This is a genomic window from Desulfurobacteriaceae bacterium, from assembly GCA_039832905.1.
Lineage (GTDB): Bacteria > Aquificota > Aquificia > Desulfurobacteriales > Desulfurobacteriaceae > Desulfurobacterium.
The window spans coordinates 26,006-39,440 of the sequence record JBDOLX010000114.1 but is presented as its reverse complement, the minus strand read 5'-3'; the positions used below and the strand labels follow the sequence as shown (position 1 = coordinate 39,440).

19 protein-coding genes and 1 pseudogene are annotated in these 13,435 nt (G+C 33.3%); 6 read left to right on the top strand and 14 right to left on the bottom strand.

The annotated features are described in order from the left end of the window. Positions 1 to 93: 93 nt before the first annotated feature. From ABGX27_09025 to ABGX27_08985, 9 genes are all read right to left on the bottom strand, one after another. Positions 94 to 387, bottom strand: coding sequence for a DUF2283 domain-containing protein (locus ABGX27_09025; GenBank protein MEO2069630.1), 294 nt, complete (start codon positions 385 to 387; stop codon positions 94 to 96). 199 nt (positions 388 to 586) lie between these two features. Next, the gene (locus ABGX27_09020; GenBank protein MEO2069629.1) at positions 587 to 1,858 is read right to left on the bottom strand and encodes a hypothetical protein; all 1,272 of its coding nucleotides are present in this window, start codon (positions 1,856 to 1,858) and stop codon (positions 587 to 589) included. A 1,260-nt stretch (positions 1,859 to 3,118) separates the two neighbouring features. Continuing rightward, positions 3,119 to 3,373, bottom strand: coding sequence for a helix-turn-helix transcriptional regulator (locus ABGX27_09015; protein MEO2069628.1), 255 nt, complete (start codon positions 3,371 to 3,373; stop codon positions 3,119 to 3,121). Positions 3,374 to 3,673: 300 nt separating this feature from the next. Continuing rightward, a complete protein-coding gene (locus ABGX27_09010; GenBank protein MEO2069627.1) occupies positions 3,674 to 4,366 on the bottom strand; it encodes a HipA domain-containing protein in 693 nt (230 codons plus the stop codon). Positions 4,367 to 4,826: 460 nt separating this feature from the next. After that, complete coding sequence (locus ABGX27_09005) at positions 4,827 to 5,168, bottom strand: hypothetical protein (protein MEO2069626.1); 342 nt, start codon at positions 5,166 to 5,168, stop codon at positions 4,827 to 4,829. Positions 5,169 to 5,191: 23 nt separating this feature from the next. Beyond that, positions 5,192 to 5,710 carry a hypothetical protein gene (locus tag ABGX27_09000; GenBank protein MEO2069625.1) on the bottom strand — a complete coding sequence of 173 codons (519 nt, stop codon included), beginning with the start codon at positions 5,708 to 5,710 and terminating at the stop codon, positions 5,192 to 5,194. A gap of 479 nt (positions 5,711 to 6,189) precedes the next feature. Next, the gene (locus ABGX27_08995; protein MEO2069624.1) at positions 6,190 to 6,324 is read right to left on the bottom strand and encodes a HepT-like ribonuclease domain-containing protein; all 135 of its coding nucleotides are present in this window, start codon (positions 6,322 to 6,324) and stop codon (positions 6,190 to 6,192) included. A gap of 202 nt (positions 6,325 to 6,526) precedes the next feature. Continuing rightward, complete coding sequence (locus ABGX27_08990; protein MEO2069623.1) at positions 6,527 to 6,835, bottom strand: nucleotidyltransferase family protein; 309 nt, start codon at positions 6,833 to 6,835, stop codon at positions 6,527 to 6,529. 144 nt (positions 6,836 to 6,979) lie between these two features. Continuing rightward, positions 6,980 to 8,317 carry an ankyrin repeat domain-containing protein gene (locus tag ABGX27_08985; GenBank protein MEO2069622.1) on the bottom strand — a complete coding sequence of 446 codons (1,338 nt, stop codon included), beginning with the start codon at positions 8,315 to 8,317 and terminating at the stop codon, positions 6,980 to 6,982. 72 nt (positions 8,318 to 8,389) lie between these two features. Between ABGX27_08985 and ABGX27_08980 the strand changes: the two genes are divergently transcribed. The 4 genes from ABGX27_08980 to ABGX27_08965 all read left to right on the top strand — a co-directional run bounded on the left by ABGX27_08980 (position 8,390) and on the right by ABGX27_08965 (position 10,338). Continuing rightward, positions 8,390 to 9,262, top strand: a complete 873-nt coding sequence (locus ABGX27_08980) for an SPFH domain-containing protein (protein MEO2069621.1) — start codon at positions 8,390 to 8,392, stop codon at positions 9,260 to 9,262. Continuing rightward, complete coding sequence (locus ABGX27_08975) at positions 9,255 to 9,680, top strand: NfeD family protein (GenBank protein MEO2069620.1); 426 nt, start codon at positions 9,255 to 9,257, stop codon at positions 9,678 to 9,680. Before ABGX27_08980 ends, ABGX27_08975 begins: the two co-directional genes overlap by 8 nt. Before the next feature lie 71 nt (positions 9,681 to 9,751). Continuing rightward, on the top strand, positions 9,752 to 10,129 hold the full coding sequence (locus ABGX27_08970) for a hypothetical protein (GenBank protein ID MEO2069619.1): 378 nt from the start codon (positions 9,752 to 9,754) through the stop codon (positions 10,127 to 10,129). A gap of 11 nt (positions 10,130 to 10,140) precedes the next feature. After that, positions 10,141 to 10,338, top strand: coding sequence for a hypothetical protein (locus ABGX27_08965; protein ID MEO2069618.1), 198 nt, complete (start codon positions 10,141 to 10,143; stop codon positions 10,336 to 10,338). A gap of 238 nt (positions 10,339 to 10,576) precedes the next feature. Here the strand turns inward: ABGX27_08965 and ABGX27_08960 are convergent, their stop codons facing one another. From ABGX27_08960 to ABGX27_08945, 4 genes and pseudogenes are all read right to left on the bottom strand, one after another. Next, positions 10,577 to 10,777: an AbrB/MazE/SpoVT family DNA-binding domain-containing protein gene (locus ABGX27_08960; protein ID MEO2069617.1), complete on the bottom strand. Its 201-nt coding sequence runs from the start codon at positions 10,775 to 10,777 to the stop codon at positions 10,577 to 10,579. A 69-nt stretch (positions 10,778 to 10,846) separates the two neighbouring features. Beyond that, a complete protein-coding gene (locus ABGX27_08955; protein MEO2069616.1) occupies positions 10,847 to 11,455 on the bottom strand; it encodes a recombinase family protein in 609 nt (202 codons plus the stop codon). 50 nt (positions 11,456 to 11,505) lie between these two features. Further along, positions 11,506 to 11,642: pseudogene (locus ABGX27_08950) on the bottom strand (type II toxin-antitoxin system PemK/MazF family toxin). A gap of 66 nt (positions 11,643 to 11,708) precedes the next feature. Continuing rightward, positions 11,709 to 11,927, bottom strand: coding sequence for a hypothetical protein (locus ABGX27_08945; GenBank protein ID MEO2069615.1), 219 nt, complete (start codon positions 11,925 to 11,927; stop codon positions 11,709 to 11,711). A gap of 298 nt (positions 11,928 to 12,225) precedes the next feature. Between ABGX27_08945 and ABGX27_08940 the strand changes: the two genes are divergently transcribed. Both ABGX27_08940 and ABGX27_08935 read left to right on the top strand, forming a co-directional pair. Further along, complete coding sequence (locus ABGX27_08940; protein MEO2069614.1) at positions 12,226 to 12,498, top strand: hypothetical protein; 273 nt, start codon at positions 12,226 to 12,228, stop codon at positions 12,496 to 12,498. Beyond that, on the top strand, positions 12,488 to 12,919 hold the full coding sequence (locus ABGX27_08935) for a PIN domain-containing protein (protein ID MEO2069613.1): 432 nt from the start codon (positions 12,488 to 12,490) through the stop codon (positions 12,917 to 12,919). Before ABGX27_08940 ends, ABGX27_08935 begins: the two co-directional genes overlap by 11 nt. 77 nt (positions 12,920 to 12,996) lie before the next feature. Here ABGX27_08935 and ABGX27_08930 read toward each other — a convergent pair whose 3' ends face one another. Next, positions 12,997 to 13,389 carry a hypothetical protein gene (locus ABGX27_08930; GenBank protein MEO2069612.1) on the bottom strand — a complete coding sequence of 131 codons (393 nt, stop codon included), beginning with the start codon at positions 13,387 to 13,389 and terminating at the stop codon, positions 12,997 to 12,999. Positions 13,390 to 13,435: the final 46 nt, after the last annotated feature.

The following is a 13,435-nucleotide window of genomic DNA, read 5'->3' as shown; positions in this document are numbered from 1 at the left end:
GATTGGGGGTTCTGAGACGAGATAGAGGGGGGAGTAATACCTTTATACTTGGAATTCGTCAGAAGCGAAATCAGACGGGATAGAGAGGATTTTTTATTTTTTCTCTTGCTTACCTACACACCTTTCGTCGTAAAACCTTTTCCAACCAAAGATTTCCAGTCCTACTGGGTCTCCGTTTTTATCAAAGTCAACCACAAAATTGCCATCAAATATGTGTTCACTTTCAAAGGACTTTTTTTCCGAAATATCTACCCACAGAATATCATCTTCAGGAAAATACTCTGACTTTTTGCTAACCTCAGAGATTATCAGACTGACCTGTTTCTTTTTCTCCTCGTCGTAGAAAGAAACATAGAGAGTATCTGTTTCAGGATTATATTTCAGCATAGTAACCTCTCAAAACTTTCTTCTATTTCAAAAGTAAGAGAGAAAAAGAAACTTGACAAAAAATTTCTGCGGGCAGAAGTTCAGTACACAAGAAGCAACATAAGAAAATGCACATGAAATAAAACTTAGAAGCACACAATGCACAGGATTTTTAAACAACAAAAGCACAACTTTCTATTCCTGGAAAAACCACAATCAATTAAAGCTTTGTAAGCTGAACCTCTTTTAGATAACCAACTGCTTTCTGCAATCCTTCTCTCCAGCTTGGAATAATAGCTTCAAGTGTTTTATAAAAACTATGTTTCTCATTTAGCTTTTCTTTTTCAACCACTAAATAAACAAATTCGCCTTTTACTTCTTTTCCTATCGGTGCTTCTATTACCTCTATTTTTGACTTCTTCACATCCTCAGGTTCAAAGTCTCTTATGTCGGAATATAAAGTCTCTATCATTTCCCACGTACTTTTAGGAAGCTGGATAACTACAAGTTTTTTAAGAAGAATTTCCAATTCTTTAAGGGACATAGAACGGGCTAAGGCATAGGAGTCCTTAATATGCTTTTTCTTCTCTATCAGTTTAATAATAGCTTCTCTTAAAGCCCTAGGTAACTTATCAAAAAGAATTTCTCTTTTAGTTTTGAGAATAACTCCTTCTTTACGATAAAGTTCTATCTTGTAGTTTCCATTTTCTTCTTTAAGATTAAGACCAAAAGGAACCTTTGGATTCTCATTAAGCTGTTTAATTGCCACCTTTATTCTTCTTAAGACCTCCGAAGGATACTTATATTGAGCAACACTATTAAGTTCGTTTTTATACCAATCAACTAACGCTTTCCCACTCCCTATCCACCTTTCACCATAGCCTTTAGATGAGTCATACCAGCGATAAGCCCACTTATAAAGTGCATAAGCCGTGTCTCTTAGACCCTGTATTGGAGCATAGGGAATTAGTTTGTAACCAAGTGAATGCTTACATAAAGAAATAAAGTTTTTATTAAACCAAACAGTAATCTGTCGGGGTTGCCCTCTTTTACTTACTTTTTCTATTGTATAGTCAGTCAAGATACCTATGTTTATAACTTCATAATCCCCCCCTTTTATATAGTCCAAAGTACCATTATCCACAAAACAGTTTTCAAAACGTATTCTAGTATTCACAAGTATCTCTAACCCTCTCCTTATGCGTTCAAGCCTCTTTTTATCAGTTCCCATACCAATTTCTTTCGCCAAGGTTCGCAATGAAGGAATAGTAATTTCTTCTGCCCACTGCATTTCCTGAGATCTAACCATCAAATAATCAAGAATTTTGCTGTCAATAGGACTCGGAACATCTAAAGCGTTATAAATAATTATTTTTCCTTCCCCTATTTTCTTTTCAAAATAATGAATCTGTTGATTCCCTTTCTTTTCCAGAACCCAAGTTCCAGACTGAAGGAGATTGAAATCTATTTTTATTTTTACGTTACTATCCATAAATACCTCCCTCTTACGTTAATGCAAGTGTAACACAGATTTAAATTGCATTCAATGTATTGTCAAAATGTTTCAAATAGACAACAAGAGAGTGCGTGCTTTCAAACAAGAGAGTGCATGCTTTCAAACAAGAGAGTGCGTGCTTTCAAACAAGAGAGTGCGTGCTTTCAAACAAGAAAACATGAAGAAAGATCTTAAGAGTCAATAACCTAAGCCATCCTTACAGATTAAGTAACAGATTACTTAACAGATTTGCTAACAGATGCAGCGAAGCTGGCTGAAACTTGCTTTTTCTTTTTTTTTGTTAAAGCAAAGAATTAGAAAAAGCGAAACTAACAACATTAGCGAAAACTAATTAATAAACGCTTTCCTCTAAAAACTTTCAATTTTTTTTATAAAAGCGGCGGCGAAAAAATTTTTTCGGGGCTGCAGCTTTATCGTTTTTTTAGAATGGAGTGATTATCTGCCTCAAAGTTACTTTCTACTTTTGAAAGTCGATTCCGCAAATTAAGATCAAAAACCAGTTCTGATTTCTCAATTGAAATCGAAATCAGGAGTTGAAATTCACAATTCAGAGTGTGCACAATGTTAAGTAATCTTGTGCACATGTATATGTGCACATATATATATATTGTGCATTTTCCTATTAAAAGTAATATTACTTTTAATAAATAGGGACTTTATAGTTTCTGAATTTAAATTCAGATTAAGTTTCAACATTTAACATTCAACATTTAACATTTAACATTTAACATTCAGCATTCTGAATTCAACATTCAGAACTCAGCATTTAACTTTCAGAATTCTGAATTCAGATTTCAACATTCAACATCCTGAATTCAGCATTCAGCTTCCAGCTTTCAAAATTCAGATTTCAGCATTCAAATTCCTACTTTTTACTTTCCACTTTTCATTTTCGTTCTTACCTTTGTAAGCAGACCTGCCAATCTGCCAACTTGTCAATCAGCATTACTTCTGCCCTCAGAAGTTTTGACTTAAAGTTTGACTGTTATTGCTTATTGCTATCAATCAGGGATACAGTTCTAAGACTGGAAAAGAGACACTCTCTCGTTAACGGATTTGGGTCTCTGAGACGAGATAGAGGGGGGGAAGTAATACCTTTATTTAACTTGGAATTCGTTAGAAGCGAAATCAGACGGGATAGAGGGGAAATCTGGGAAAAAAGAAAAGGCAAAAGAGGAAAATAGAAAGGGAAAATTCTTAAGGTTTGAGTCTCCAATCAAAACTATTTGGAAGTAGTTAGTCGCCTACCATAGATGGATCGAAGAAGAAAGTTCTTTTTCTTTCTTTTATGTCGAGTTCGTGTCCTAATTGGTGTAGTATGTATATTAGCATTGCAACAGTTATTCTGCCCAAAAGTCCATTTTCTAAAGTTGAAAGAATCTGTCTTGAAATGTTGACTTTACGTACCAACTCCTCTTGGGTAACTCCTTTCCTTTTTCTAAGTTCTCTGATTTTTTTCCTATTTCCCAATATTCCATTAGAATACCTCATTTTGGAATTTCTTTATAGGTTTCTTTGAGGTTCTTATCCAAGGAGAAGTGCAGAATAGCCACCGTTCTATTAGCAAATTCCTTAAATTCAGGAACTTCTTCTGCATATTCTTTAATTTCTTTGATTATTTTTGAAACTGCGAATTCACAGTTTTCAAATAGTTCCTTTGCTTTTTCTGGTGTTAATAGACAGAATTCCTCTCCAAACTTAATAAGTTCTTTTTTGGAATACCATACTTTTCTCCCTTTAAGAAAAAGTGCTGGTTTATCTTTTGGAAGGTAAACGATTGTATTAACAATGTCATAAGCAGGGGCTAATCTTATTTATATTCTCGTAGCTATCGTAAAGAATTCCGAAATTTTTCAGATGAGCATCTCCGTTTTTTAGTAGAAAGTTCATTACTATTGACTTAAAGTATGTTTGTAAGTCTTTTTCGGTATTAGAAGATATTTTTCCTAAAATCTTAGCAATCTTTTCGTAAGATCCTTCATACTTTGAAACTCTGTGCTTTTTAAACAAAACACAAAACTCTTCAAAAGCTTTAGATTTTCCGGTCTCACGATTATAGTCAAACCTTTCTATTATGAAGAATCTTTTGTTCTTAGAAAGCCAAAACTTTGGAGTTGGAATTTTTGCGTACTGTATGGCTTTCATACAGAAATACTCGTTTTCTGCTAAATGGGGAAACTCATCTTTAAAAGTTTTAACTATGTAATCTTTTTCTGTGAAAGATGTTTTACTCTTTAATGTAGCTAGAACCTTTGATTGTACTCCAGATATTGCCGACTTAAATAAAAAAGCGTTTACAAGTTTCTTGAATAGATCTGCTTCGTTATCTTCTATGACATCGTCAAAGGATAACTCTACTTCTATTTGCTGGCGAATAGGATTTTCATCTACTTTATATGTTAGCCGGCCCTCAAGGAAAGGGGATAAAGCTTTAAAGATCGTAAGGTCGTTAACTTTTCTAAATTCTTTACGCAAAATATTCACTAGTAGTTCGAAGAGATACCCTTCTGACATATTCATATCAAATATGGGATGTAAGTAGAATCTCGAAATATAACTCTCGTAGGAAAAAGGCATAGTAATTGAAATAGGATTATTCTCGAGTTGAAAATGTATTTATGTTCATTTTCCTGGTAGTAGAGATCACCACTTAATTTTTTGTTAGCGTAGATTTTAATCATCTTTATCTCCAGTGATTGAAATTTACGATTATGTCTACTTCACTTTACAACTAATTTGTAAAGTAGTCCTTTGTAAATAGAAATTGGTATCTGTCTGAGTATGTAAAATGCATATTATTTACATATGAAACATATTTAAATGTACTGTTTCCTATTTTTAGTGGTAGTTCTAGGAGTTAAGAGAATTATTGACTGTTTTCTTGAAAAATCTCTGAGAATTGTTTTATGTTATGTCTAACTTCTCTGTTATTGAAATTTATTCCCTATTTCTTACTTAAAAGAATTTTCTCCAGTTTTGTTAATCCATCTCTATTCCAAATAATAGGATTTGGTCTGACCCAGTATTCTGCGTGCACATAACCATATTGGTGTCCTTCAACAGTTCTGTCTTCATCGCTGAGTTCACTTAAGAATGTATAGAGTATCGGAGTGTCATCAGGATGAAAAACTGCAATACATAAGGCCTCATCGTCTATCTTAATTTGTAGATTTTTGAGTCCTTGCCATATAAGCCTATCTCTTAATCTTTCTGCAAACTCATCAAGACTTAGATACTTACCTGTTAAATTCATCAAAATTTCGTCTAACATTCTTTTAGCCAGCATTTACTTTACTCCTCTTGATAGATCTAGATGTCTATATTTTTTAAATCATCTTCTGTAATTCCAAATTCTTCCTGATCAGGGTATTCAGGGACGTTATCAATATCTACTCCTTTTCCTTTTAAAAACTGAAGGATTTTTGTCATTATTCCAAACTCTTCAAATCCATAGTATTGGCTTTTGCCTGCTATTTTTTCAACGAGTTCTTTAATTTCATTATAATCGTATTCTCCACCAATAACGAATTCTGTAAGTTTTGTGGGCACTATCTTTAACAAACAGATGTCTCTACTATTTAGTTGTTGTATTGCAGATATAACTACTTTTAATGGTAGTTGTGTTTCGACCTGTAGTTCATCTATGCTTACAAGTGGGTTATTTCGAGATAGTTTTCTGTAAGTGAAGTAAACCATTTCTTCTATTTCTTTAGTAACTTTGTAATGCCTTGTAAATATGTCATGTTTTAGAAACGGAAACCAGTACATTGCCTCTGCTTTTGCTAATATCTCTTTCGGTACTTTAAAGCGAGGAAACTTCTGTTTCATCTGTCTTCTCCTGTTTTTCTTTGAATAAAGAATACTAGTATTTTATAGTGAATTAGTACTTACATAGTTGACGTTTAACCTTAACAGTTGTTTCGGTTAGTAAAACAATTTTCTATCCTGTTTCCTGTTCTGTTTGTTTTTTTTAGAACGGCATGATCCTCTTATAACGCTTCGTTTTAGATGGATAGAGAAAAACTAAACTGCACAGGTAAATGCACAGCTGTACATTACACAGAATTGCACAGGATTTTTTCACATTACAGAATGCACAGAGAGTATGCACAAACTTTTTAACCTACATAGTTTTCAACAAAGAATCCGAAAAGCCGAGGGATAACAACTATTTACAACCTAATTTCTGCGGGCAGAAGTTTTGGCTAATTGTATAAACAGAAGCAGTTACTTACTACGAGCTTCCTCTTATCTTGTCAGAAATTACTGAAGTTGTTTCTAGAGAGTTTGAAAGGAGTAGATTATTGTTATTTCTCATTTTCTTCTATTTCTACCAAGATTTTCTGCACCTGCTCTTTAAGTAAAGGCACTTCTTTTATAATAGTCTTCCAAATAAGTTTGTAATCTACACCAAAATAATCATTGATTAGAACATCTCTCATTCCAGCAAATTTTCTTTACGGAATTTCAGGATATTGTTCTCCTAGATCTAAAGGAAGTTTCTCAAGGCTTCGCCTATAATTTCAAGGCTTCTAATAAATGCATGTTCAAGCACATGATTACTCATAAAATACCTAAAGAGTTTTCCATTAAGAACTCACGTTCTTGAAGAATGGGTTTTAGATGCACTTTTGTTTCCTTCAACTACAATATCTCAGTCGCTTCAATATATGGCTTTATATGAGGACTTATGCCATCTTCTGTAACTAAATCCACTTTTATTCCTGTTATACTCTCTAAGTACTTTTTAAGTTCAATGAACTCAAGCAAAGTAAGAGTCTTCCCAAAGGAAACCATTAAGTCAAGGTCACTATTTTCTGTTTGTTCATTCTTAGCATAAGAACCGAAAACTTTAAGATTCTTAACCTTGTGTATTTCTCTAAGCTCTTCTTGGTGTTCCTTTAAAGCGTGAATTATTTTCTGAAGAGTTTTTCCTGGCTGTTTAACCTTCAACTTCTCGATCCTTTCCTTAATAAAACATAGCATACTTACAAAAACTCTATAGTAAGCAGAAAATTTCCGATGAAAATTTTCCTAGAACAGTCTTGAGTGTGGATAGTGTAGAAGTTACTTATTTTTGTAAGGCTTATTCTTTACTTACCACAATGTATCTTGAGAGAACTCTTCCATTTCTCTAAGAAGTTTAGCCATTTCAACACAAGGGTCTTTAGGATTGGCTCCGTAGGTTAAAAGTTCTTTTACAACTCTTTTTCTTCCATTAGCAACAGCTATACAGTAAGGAGTAAAGCCTTTTTTATCTTTTAGGTGGACGTCTGCTCCATTTTCTATAAGAAGCTTTGCACATTCGACACATCCTCTTTCTACGCAGATGTGAAGGAGTGTTTTACCGTTCTCTAACCTTTTGTTAGGGTTAACTCCAAGTGTTAGAAAATAACTTAAGACTTTTGGGGAACAGGATTTGCTATAAACAGCCAGTAACAGTGGAGAAAAACTTTTAAGCTTTGTATCAGGAAATTCCTTGGAGGTAATCGTTGAATTTAAGGAGAATAAGGAGTGCTTAAAAAAAGCTTTTACTCTATCTGCTTGATCAAAATATATTGAGAACGCTACAGCGTTTTCTATGTTTTTTTCAAAGTCTTCCTTAACACAAAAAGTATTGATTGAAGATTTAAAAAGTAGTTTCTTTAAGTTTCCTTTTAACTCTTTAATTTCTTTAAAACCTATTCCTAATTTTTCTAGGTAATTAGCTACTTTTCTACTACTTAAAGTTTTTACAAGTTCTGGAATGGAAACTTCTCCACATTTCTCACGAATGTTCCCTCCATATTTTTGTAGAAGTTGAAAGGATGTTCCAATATCGAAGAATGCGGCTTTGCAAAGAGGTGTCCATCCGTAGTAATTTTTGACATTAACATTTGGATTAAACTTAAGAAGAGTTCTTATTTGAGGGTTGTAAGCATCATAGTCTATTGTGTAAAAGAGTGGAGTATTTCCTGCACAATCCTTAGCATTTATGTCACCACCAAACTTTAGGAAAAGAGAAAGAAGTTTTTTTAATGTATCTTCATCTTTGCAGTAGGCAGCAGCTAGATGGAGGGGAGTTTGTCCTTTTCTATTTCTTTCGTTTGGTGAAAGTCCATCTTTTAAAAGTCTTGGAATTAAAGGAGGGATAGAATTCATTTTTTGAGAACAGACTTTTAGAGTTAAACGGTGGAGAAGAGTATTTCCTTCTTTATCTTTTAGATTAATCCCATAGAAGTTATAGAGTTTCTCATACTCAGAAATAGAAAGGTTTTTACCTTCTAGGAAGTTGGAAAGTAAAGGTTTGATTTGGGACTTTTGGTAGGAGACATAGATAACGTAGAACAAAAACGCAAGAGGAAAAATTATTGCGATAAAAGTAAAAACTTCTTTTGCTGTATTCTGTTTACTGTAAGTTTTTTTCTCATTGAATTTTTTGAGATTTTCGTCCATAACAAAGCCTCTATTTACTTTTTGGTTAACTAGCTGTTATGATAATAAACGATAGGAGGATAGGAGGGGAAGATGGAATGGAGTATAGGAACAATAATTGCAGTAAGTCTTCTAGTTTTCTTAATACTCATTTTCTTATTATCAGTAAAGGTTGTTCCTCAAAAAGAAGAATGGATAGTAGAGAGATTAGGAAGATACCACAGGAGATTAGGGGCAGGACTTCATTTTATCATCCCTTTTGTTGATTCACTTATAGCGAAAGTAAGTCTAAAAGAACGGGTGCTTGATATTCCTTCTCAGGAAGTAATTACCAAAGACAATGTTGTGGTAGGAATAGATGCAGTTTGTTACTTTACGGTTGTTGACCCTGTTTCTGCTGTTTACAACATAGAGAATCTTGAGTATGCCATTGTGCAGACTATTCAAACAAACTTGAGAGATGTTGTAGGTGGAATGGAACTTGACGAAATTCTCTCTTCTAGGGAAAAGATAAATGCAAGGATTAAAGAAGTCCTTCAGGGGGCATCAAAAAGCTGGGGAATTATTATCAATAGGGTAGAGGTAAGGGAGATAAAACCACCAAGAAATATTGCAGAAGCTATGAGTATGCTAATTGAAGCGGATAGGAAAAAGAAAGCTATGATACTTGAGGCAGAAGGAAAGAAAAGGGCACAGGAACTAGAAGCTGAAGGATATAAGCTTGCCAAGATGCAAGAAGCTGAAGCTATTGAAAGAATTGGTGAAGCACAGGCAAATGCTGTAAAAAGCGTAAAAGAAGCGGTAGGAGATGAGAAGCTTGCAGGACTATTACTTCTTGGAGATAACTATGTAAAGTCCCTTGAAAAAATAGCGGAAAGCCAGAATGCAAAGATAGTTGTTCTTCCGTCCTCCGTGGATTCACTTTTAAATCTTTTAGGAACTTCAAGAGGAAAGAGAGATGAGTAATGGATGGGTTTTTCTTGTATTAGGATTAGCTTTGATAGTGATTGATGTTTTTGTTATGACCTTTTTCCTATTTCCTGTAGGAGTAGGGTTTGTTCTAGGATATGTATTCTATTCCCTTTCACCAAGTATTTTTTCATTTTCAGTAGGTTTTCTATTAGGACTTCTGTCGGCTTCTTTCTTAAGTTACAAAATAGCTAAGAAGGTAAAGGGTGTAGAAGATGCTTTATCTGATCTGATTGGACAAGAGGGGATTGTTGTTAAAAAAGTGGACGATATGAATTATCAGATCCGGTTTCCACTTGGGGCTGGCGGAGAGGAATTGTGGATAGGATTTTCAGAGGAAGAACTTGAATATGGTGATAAAGTTGTTGTTAAAAAGGTTATAGGAAATAAGGTTGTTGTTGAAAAAGTAAAGTGAAACTGCAACGTTATGGATCTGAAATGATAAAAAGGCTTTTTCTGTTATTTATTTTAGCGAAGTTGGAAGAAATGAAAGTTAGATTAAGAAAAGAAGTAAAAAGCTCGGAAGAGGAGAGAAAGAAACTTCTAGAAGAAAATTTACGTCTTAAGTTGGTTAATGAACTTCTTTCTTTGGTAGTTTACGTATCTATGGGAGAAGATGCTGAACCATTAAAGAGTCGTGGTTGGAAATTTTCTGAGGTAAGATTGAGTAGAGTAAACACTTGGCTTGACGAAATAGATAAGGTAGAAAAAGGGAGAGAAATAGGTTTAGATGATGAAATGTTTGAAAAATTGATGCTTTCCTTAGATAAACTAAAGCAAATGCATCCGGAAATGGAGAATTTAATAGAAGAAACATTAAGCAAATTGAAGCTTAAAAAGAAGTTCCTTTTAAAAGCGAGTTGAGGGAGCTAAGAATGATAGATAGACTAATGGGGTTTATAGTTCTTTTCCCTCTAATAGTAGTTGTTGCTGTTATAGCAGCTTTCCTTCCTGAAGGATTACAAGGCTTTTCAGGAGCTTTAGTACTTGTTACAGGTGTTTATGTTTATGCGCTATCGGAAAAAGTTGGAAAGAGGGTAAAGAAAGCTTTTAAAGAGAAGCTATTGCGATAAAGATGGTTATGATTTTCTGTTAGAGAATCAATGGTTTTAAAAGAAAAGTTTTTTAAATAAAAGAGTTCTTTTTCCTAAAAAAATTTAAGTCTACTTTCTCATTAAAAGTCCCATAATTCACCTTTATATTTTTATTCCACTTTATGTTGTTGTTCTACTTTTTTGAGTTTTTCTTTCACATGTTCTGGTCTATTTCTAATTATGTAACTACATATGTTGGTATCTAGCATGTATATCATCAAAATAGCTCCTTTTCTTGAGGATCTGGTTGACTTCTTTCGATTAAGAAATTTTTTGTTTCTTCTTTTACCTCTTCGAGTTTTTCGAAGAGAACATCCCATTTCTTTTCTTTAGGTATTAGAACTATACGGTTTCTTTCTCTCTTTATATAAACTTCTTTTGCTAATCTTAATGTCCATGAATTTCCACTTTTAAACACTTTAGTTGTTTTTAACCTCCTTCAAAAGGTATGCACTTTAAGCGTATTTTTTGTCATTTTTAAAAAAATTTAGAAGTTCGAATCTGAGTTTTCTCGTCTTTTTAGGTAGCTATATAGAGTTGTATAAGGAACTTCAAGAATCTTGGCAATAGATGCTATTGATACACCTTTTTTTCTAAACTCTTCTATTTGGTCTTTGTATTTGTCTAGTCTGGAGGAATAGCTACCTTTAGGTCTACCAAGAGGTTTACCTTCTGCTTTTCTCCTTCTCAAAGCTTCTTTTGTTCTTTGACTGATTAGCTCTCTTTCTATCTCTGCAGCTATAGAGAAAGCCATTGCAAAGACTTTGCTTTGCAAGTCGTCTTTTAACACTTGCCTATTTTTAACAACGTGGAGTTCTACACCTTTTCTTAGAAGGATAGATAAGATTTCCATAATCTCTAGCATAGATCTACCAAGTCTTGAAAGCTCAGTAATGATAAGAACATCCCCTTTTGAAAGCATAGGGACAAGGGCACCTATTTTTCTAACTTTCCAACTTTTCCTACCACTTATAGTTTCTTCTATAATCTCAACATTTCCTAGCTTCTTCTCATTAGCATATCTAAGAATTTCAAATCTTTGGTTTTCTGTTTCTTGCTTATCAGTAGAAACTCTTATATAAGCGTAAGTAGACATCTTTCTCCCTTAGCAATAGGGTGGAAATAATTGTATCTTTCTAAACTTATCTTTCCATTATAAGAATTTTCGGAGAAAGATAAATAGCAGAACTTCTTCCTGTCTGTTCATGTCCTGCTTGTGGTGAAAACTGTAACCATAGAACATCTCCTCTTTCAGGAATATATCTACCACTCCTCTCTTCCACTTTTTTATCCCAATTAACTTCATCATGTAAATTTTCAGGAGTTATCTGTTCTAACAGTTTCCTTAACTATTCTTTTGATCTGGTCTTTTCATGTTCTACTCTTTTTATGAGATCAAACTTAACTGAAAGTCCATCACCCACAGTTCCTTCTAATTCTTTTATGTCTTCTATAGCTTCTTTGTCTTCTTTCATCCTTTTTGCAGCTTTAACCATTCTTTTTGTTAATTCTTTTCTTCGTAGTTTCTCTTGATACTCATTGTCCGGCTTAGTTGTAAATACTTTCATATTTAACCTCTTAGTTACTTTCTTAAGGAGAATCTAATTTTTTGGCAGGATAAGTCAATTTTTGGTGACAGAACTTTTTCTCGTTAGCATATCTAAGAATCTCAAATCGTTGGTTTTCTATCTCCTCTTTATCTGTAGAAACTCTTTTTTCATTATGAGATTTTTGAAGAAAGATAAATAGTAAAACTTCATCTCAATATTTTGGGAGTGTGGATTTGCAGTAGAAAACTTGACAAAGTTGATGTAAATTCTATACACATAGGTAGATATGCATAAATAAAGCTTACTGAGGGATACGATGAGTGTTGCAGAAAAGAAAGTAAGAAAAACGATTACATTGTCTCAAAAAGTGGTAAAAGACCTTGAGATGTTGGCAAAGATTTACAATAAAACTCAAAGTTCTCTTATTGAAGAACTGATAGAGAAAGAGGTAAAGGAGATTGAAAAGGAAAAAAGGATAGAAGCTTTTGAACGACTTAAAAAATATAGAAAATACTTTAAAGGAGTTGCAAAAAATAAAACTTTTCAAGAATTAAAGGCAGAAATGGGAGAAGACTTTGATGATAATTGAAAAAGTTTTTGTAGATGCCAATGTAATCATAGATCTTTTCGAAGATAGAACTAACTCTCATTACTCTATTTCGGCAATAGAGAAACTTCTAAAGTTGGGAGTTGAACTGTTTACAAGTTGTGATTTGATAACTACAATTTATTATGTTCTTTCTAAAGTTAACAAAGAAAAAGCTCTCAACTATATAGAAGACTCAATGTCTGTCTTTACCTTAATTCCCTTTTCAAATAAAGAAGTAATTGAAGCTGTTAGTTTAATGAAAAGCAATAGCAATTTTAAAGATCTTGAAGATACCATTCAGTATGTTCTTGCAAAGAAAGAGAAATGTGATTTGATACTCACTAACGATAAAAGATTCTTTTCTCCAGACATTAAAATTTTTACAGCGAAAGAGGTTTGTGAGGATCTCGGTATAAAATAATCTCAGAGAATTTATGATAGTTGTAAAAGAAGGGGCTTGTAGAGAATACAATAAAACCTTAATAGAAGATCCTTACTTCACACTCTCATGTTCCTTTTTCCTTCATAGCTTTTAGTTGTTTGCTTCTTCAATCTATGAGTTCTCTTTTTGTTCCTCTGGATTTTCACACAGTCTCTTTCTGACAGTTTCTCTAATTGTTCTTTTGACTTGATCTTTCCAGGTTCTATTCCTTTTATGAAATCAAACTTAACTGAAAATCTATCACTTACAGTTCCTTTTAACTCTTTTATATCTTTTATAGCTTTTTGATCTTCTTTTATCCTTCTTAAAGAGAATCTAATTTTTTGACAGGAAAAGTCAACTTTTTGATGACAGAACTTTTTCTCGTTAGCATATCTAAGAATCTCAAGTCGTTGATTTTCTATCTCCTCTTTATCTGTAGAAACTCTTATATATGCATAAGTGAACATTTTTTTCCTTTAGTTAGTAGGATGAAAATAATTGAACCTTCTTCTT

Bases quoted from the DNA above. Each gene is read 5' to 3' on its own strand.
- ABGX27_09025 (MEO2069630.1), bottom strand. From the start codon at position 387: ATGCTGAAATATAATCCTGAAACAGATACTCTCTATGTTTCTTTCTAC.
- ABGX27_09020 (MEO2069629.1), bottom strand. From the start codon at position 1,858: ATGGATAGTAACGTAAAAATAAAAATAGATTTCAATCTCCTTCAGTCT.
- ABGX27_09015 (MEO2069628.1), bottom strand. From the start codon at position 3,373: ATGAGGTATTCTAATGGAATATTGGGAAATAGGAAAAAAATCAGAGAA.
- ABGX27_09005 (MEO2069626.1), bottom strand. From the start codon at position 5,168: ATGCTGGCTAAAAGAATGTTAGACGAAATTTTGATGAATTTAACAGGT.
- ABGX27_09000 (MEO2069625.1), bottom strand. From the start codon at position 5,710: ATGAAACAGAAGTTTCCTCGCTTTAAAGTACCGAAAGAGATATTAGCA.
- ABGX27_08995 (MEO2069624.1), bottom strand. From the start codon at position 6,324: ATGAGAGATGTTCTAATCAATGATTATTTTGGTGTAGATTACAAACTT.
- ABGX27_08985 (MEO2069622.1), bottom strand. From the start codon at position 8,317: ATGGACGAAAATCTCAAAAAATTCAATGAGAAAAAAACTTACAGTAAA.
- ABGX27_08980 (MEO2069621.1), top strand. From the start codon at position 8,390: ATGGAATGGAGTATAGGAACAATAATTGCAGTAAGTCTTCTAGTTTTC.
- ABGX27_08975 (MEO2069620.1), top strand. From the start codon at position 9,255: ATGAGTAATGGATGGGTTTTTCTTGTATTAGGATTAGCTTTGATAGTG.
- ABGX27_08970 (MEO2069619.1), top strand. From the start codon at position 9,752: ATGAAAGTTAGATTAAGAAAAGAAGTAAAAAGCTCGGAAGAGGAGAGA.
- ABGX27_08965 (MEO2069618.1), top strand. From the start codon at position 10,141: ATGATAGATAGACTAATGGGGTTTATAGTTCTTTTCCCTCTAATAGTA.
- ABGX27_08955 (MEO2069616.1), bottom strand. From the start codon at position 11,455: ATGTCTACTTACGCTTATATAAGAGTTTCTACTGATAAGCAAGAAACA.
- ABGX27_08945 (MEO2069615.1), bottom strand. From the start codon at position 11,927: ATGAAAGTATTTACAACTAAGCCGGACAATGAGTATCAAGAGAAACTA.
- ABGX27_08940 (MEO2069614.1), top strand. From the start codon at position 12,226: ATGAGTGTTGCAGAAAAGAAAGTAAGAAAAACGATTACATTGTCTCAA.
- ABGX27_08935 (MEO2069613.1), top strand. From the start codon at position 12,488: ATGATAATTGAAAAAGTTTTTGTAGATGCCAATGTAATCATAGATCTT.
- ABGX27_08930 (MEO2069612.1), bottom strand. From the start codon at position 13,389: ATGTTCACTTATGCATATATAAGAGTTTCTACAGATAAAGAGGAGATA.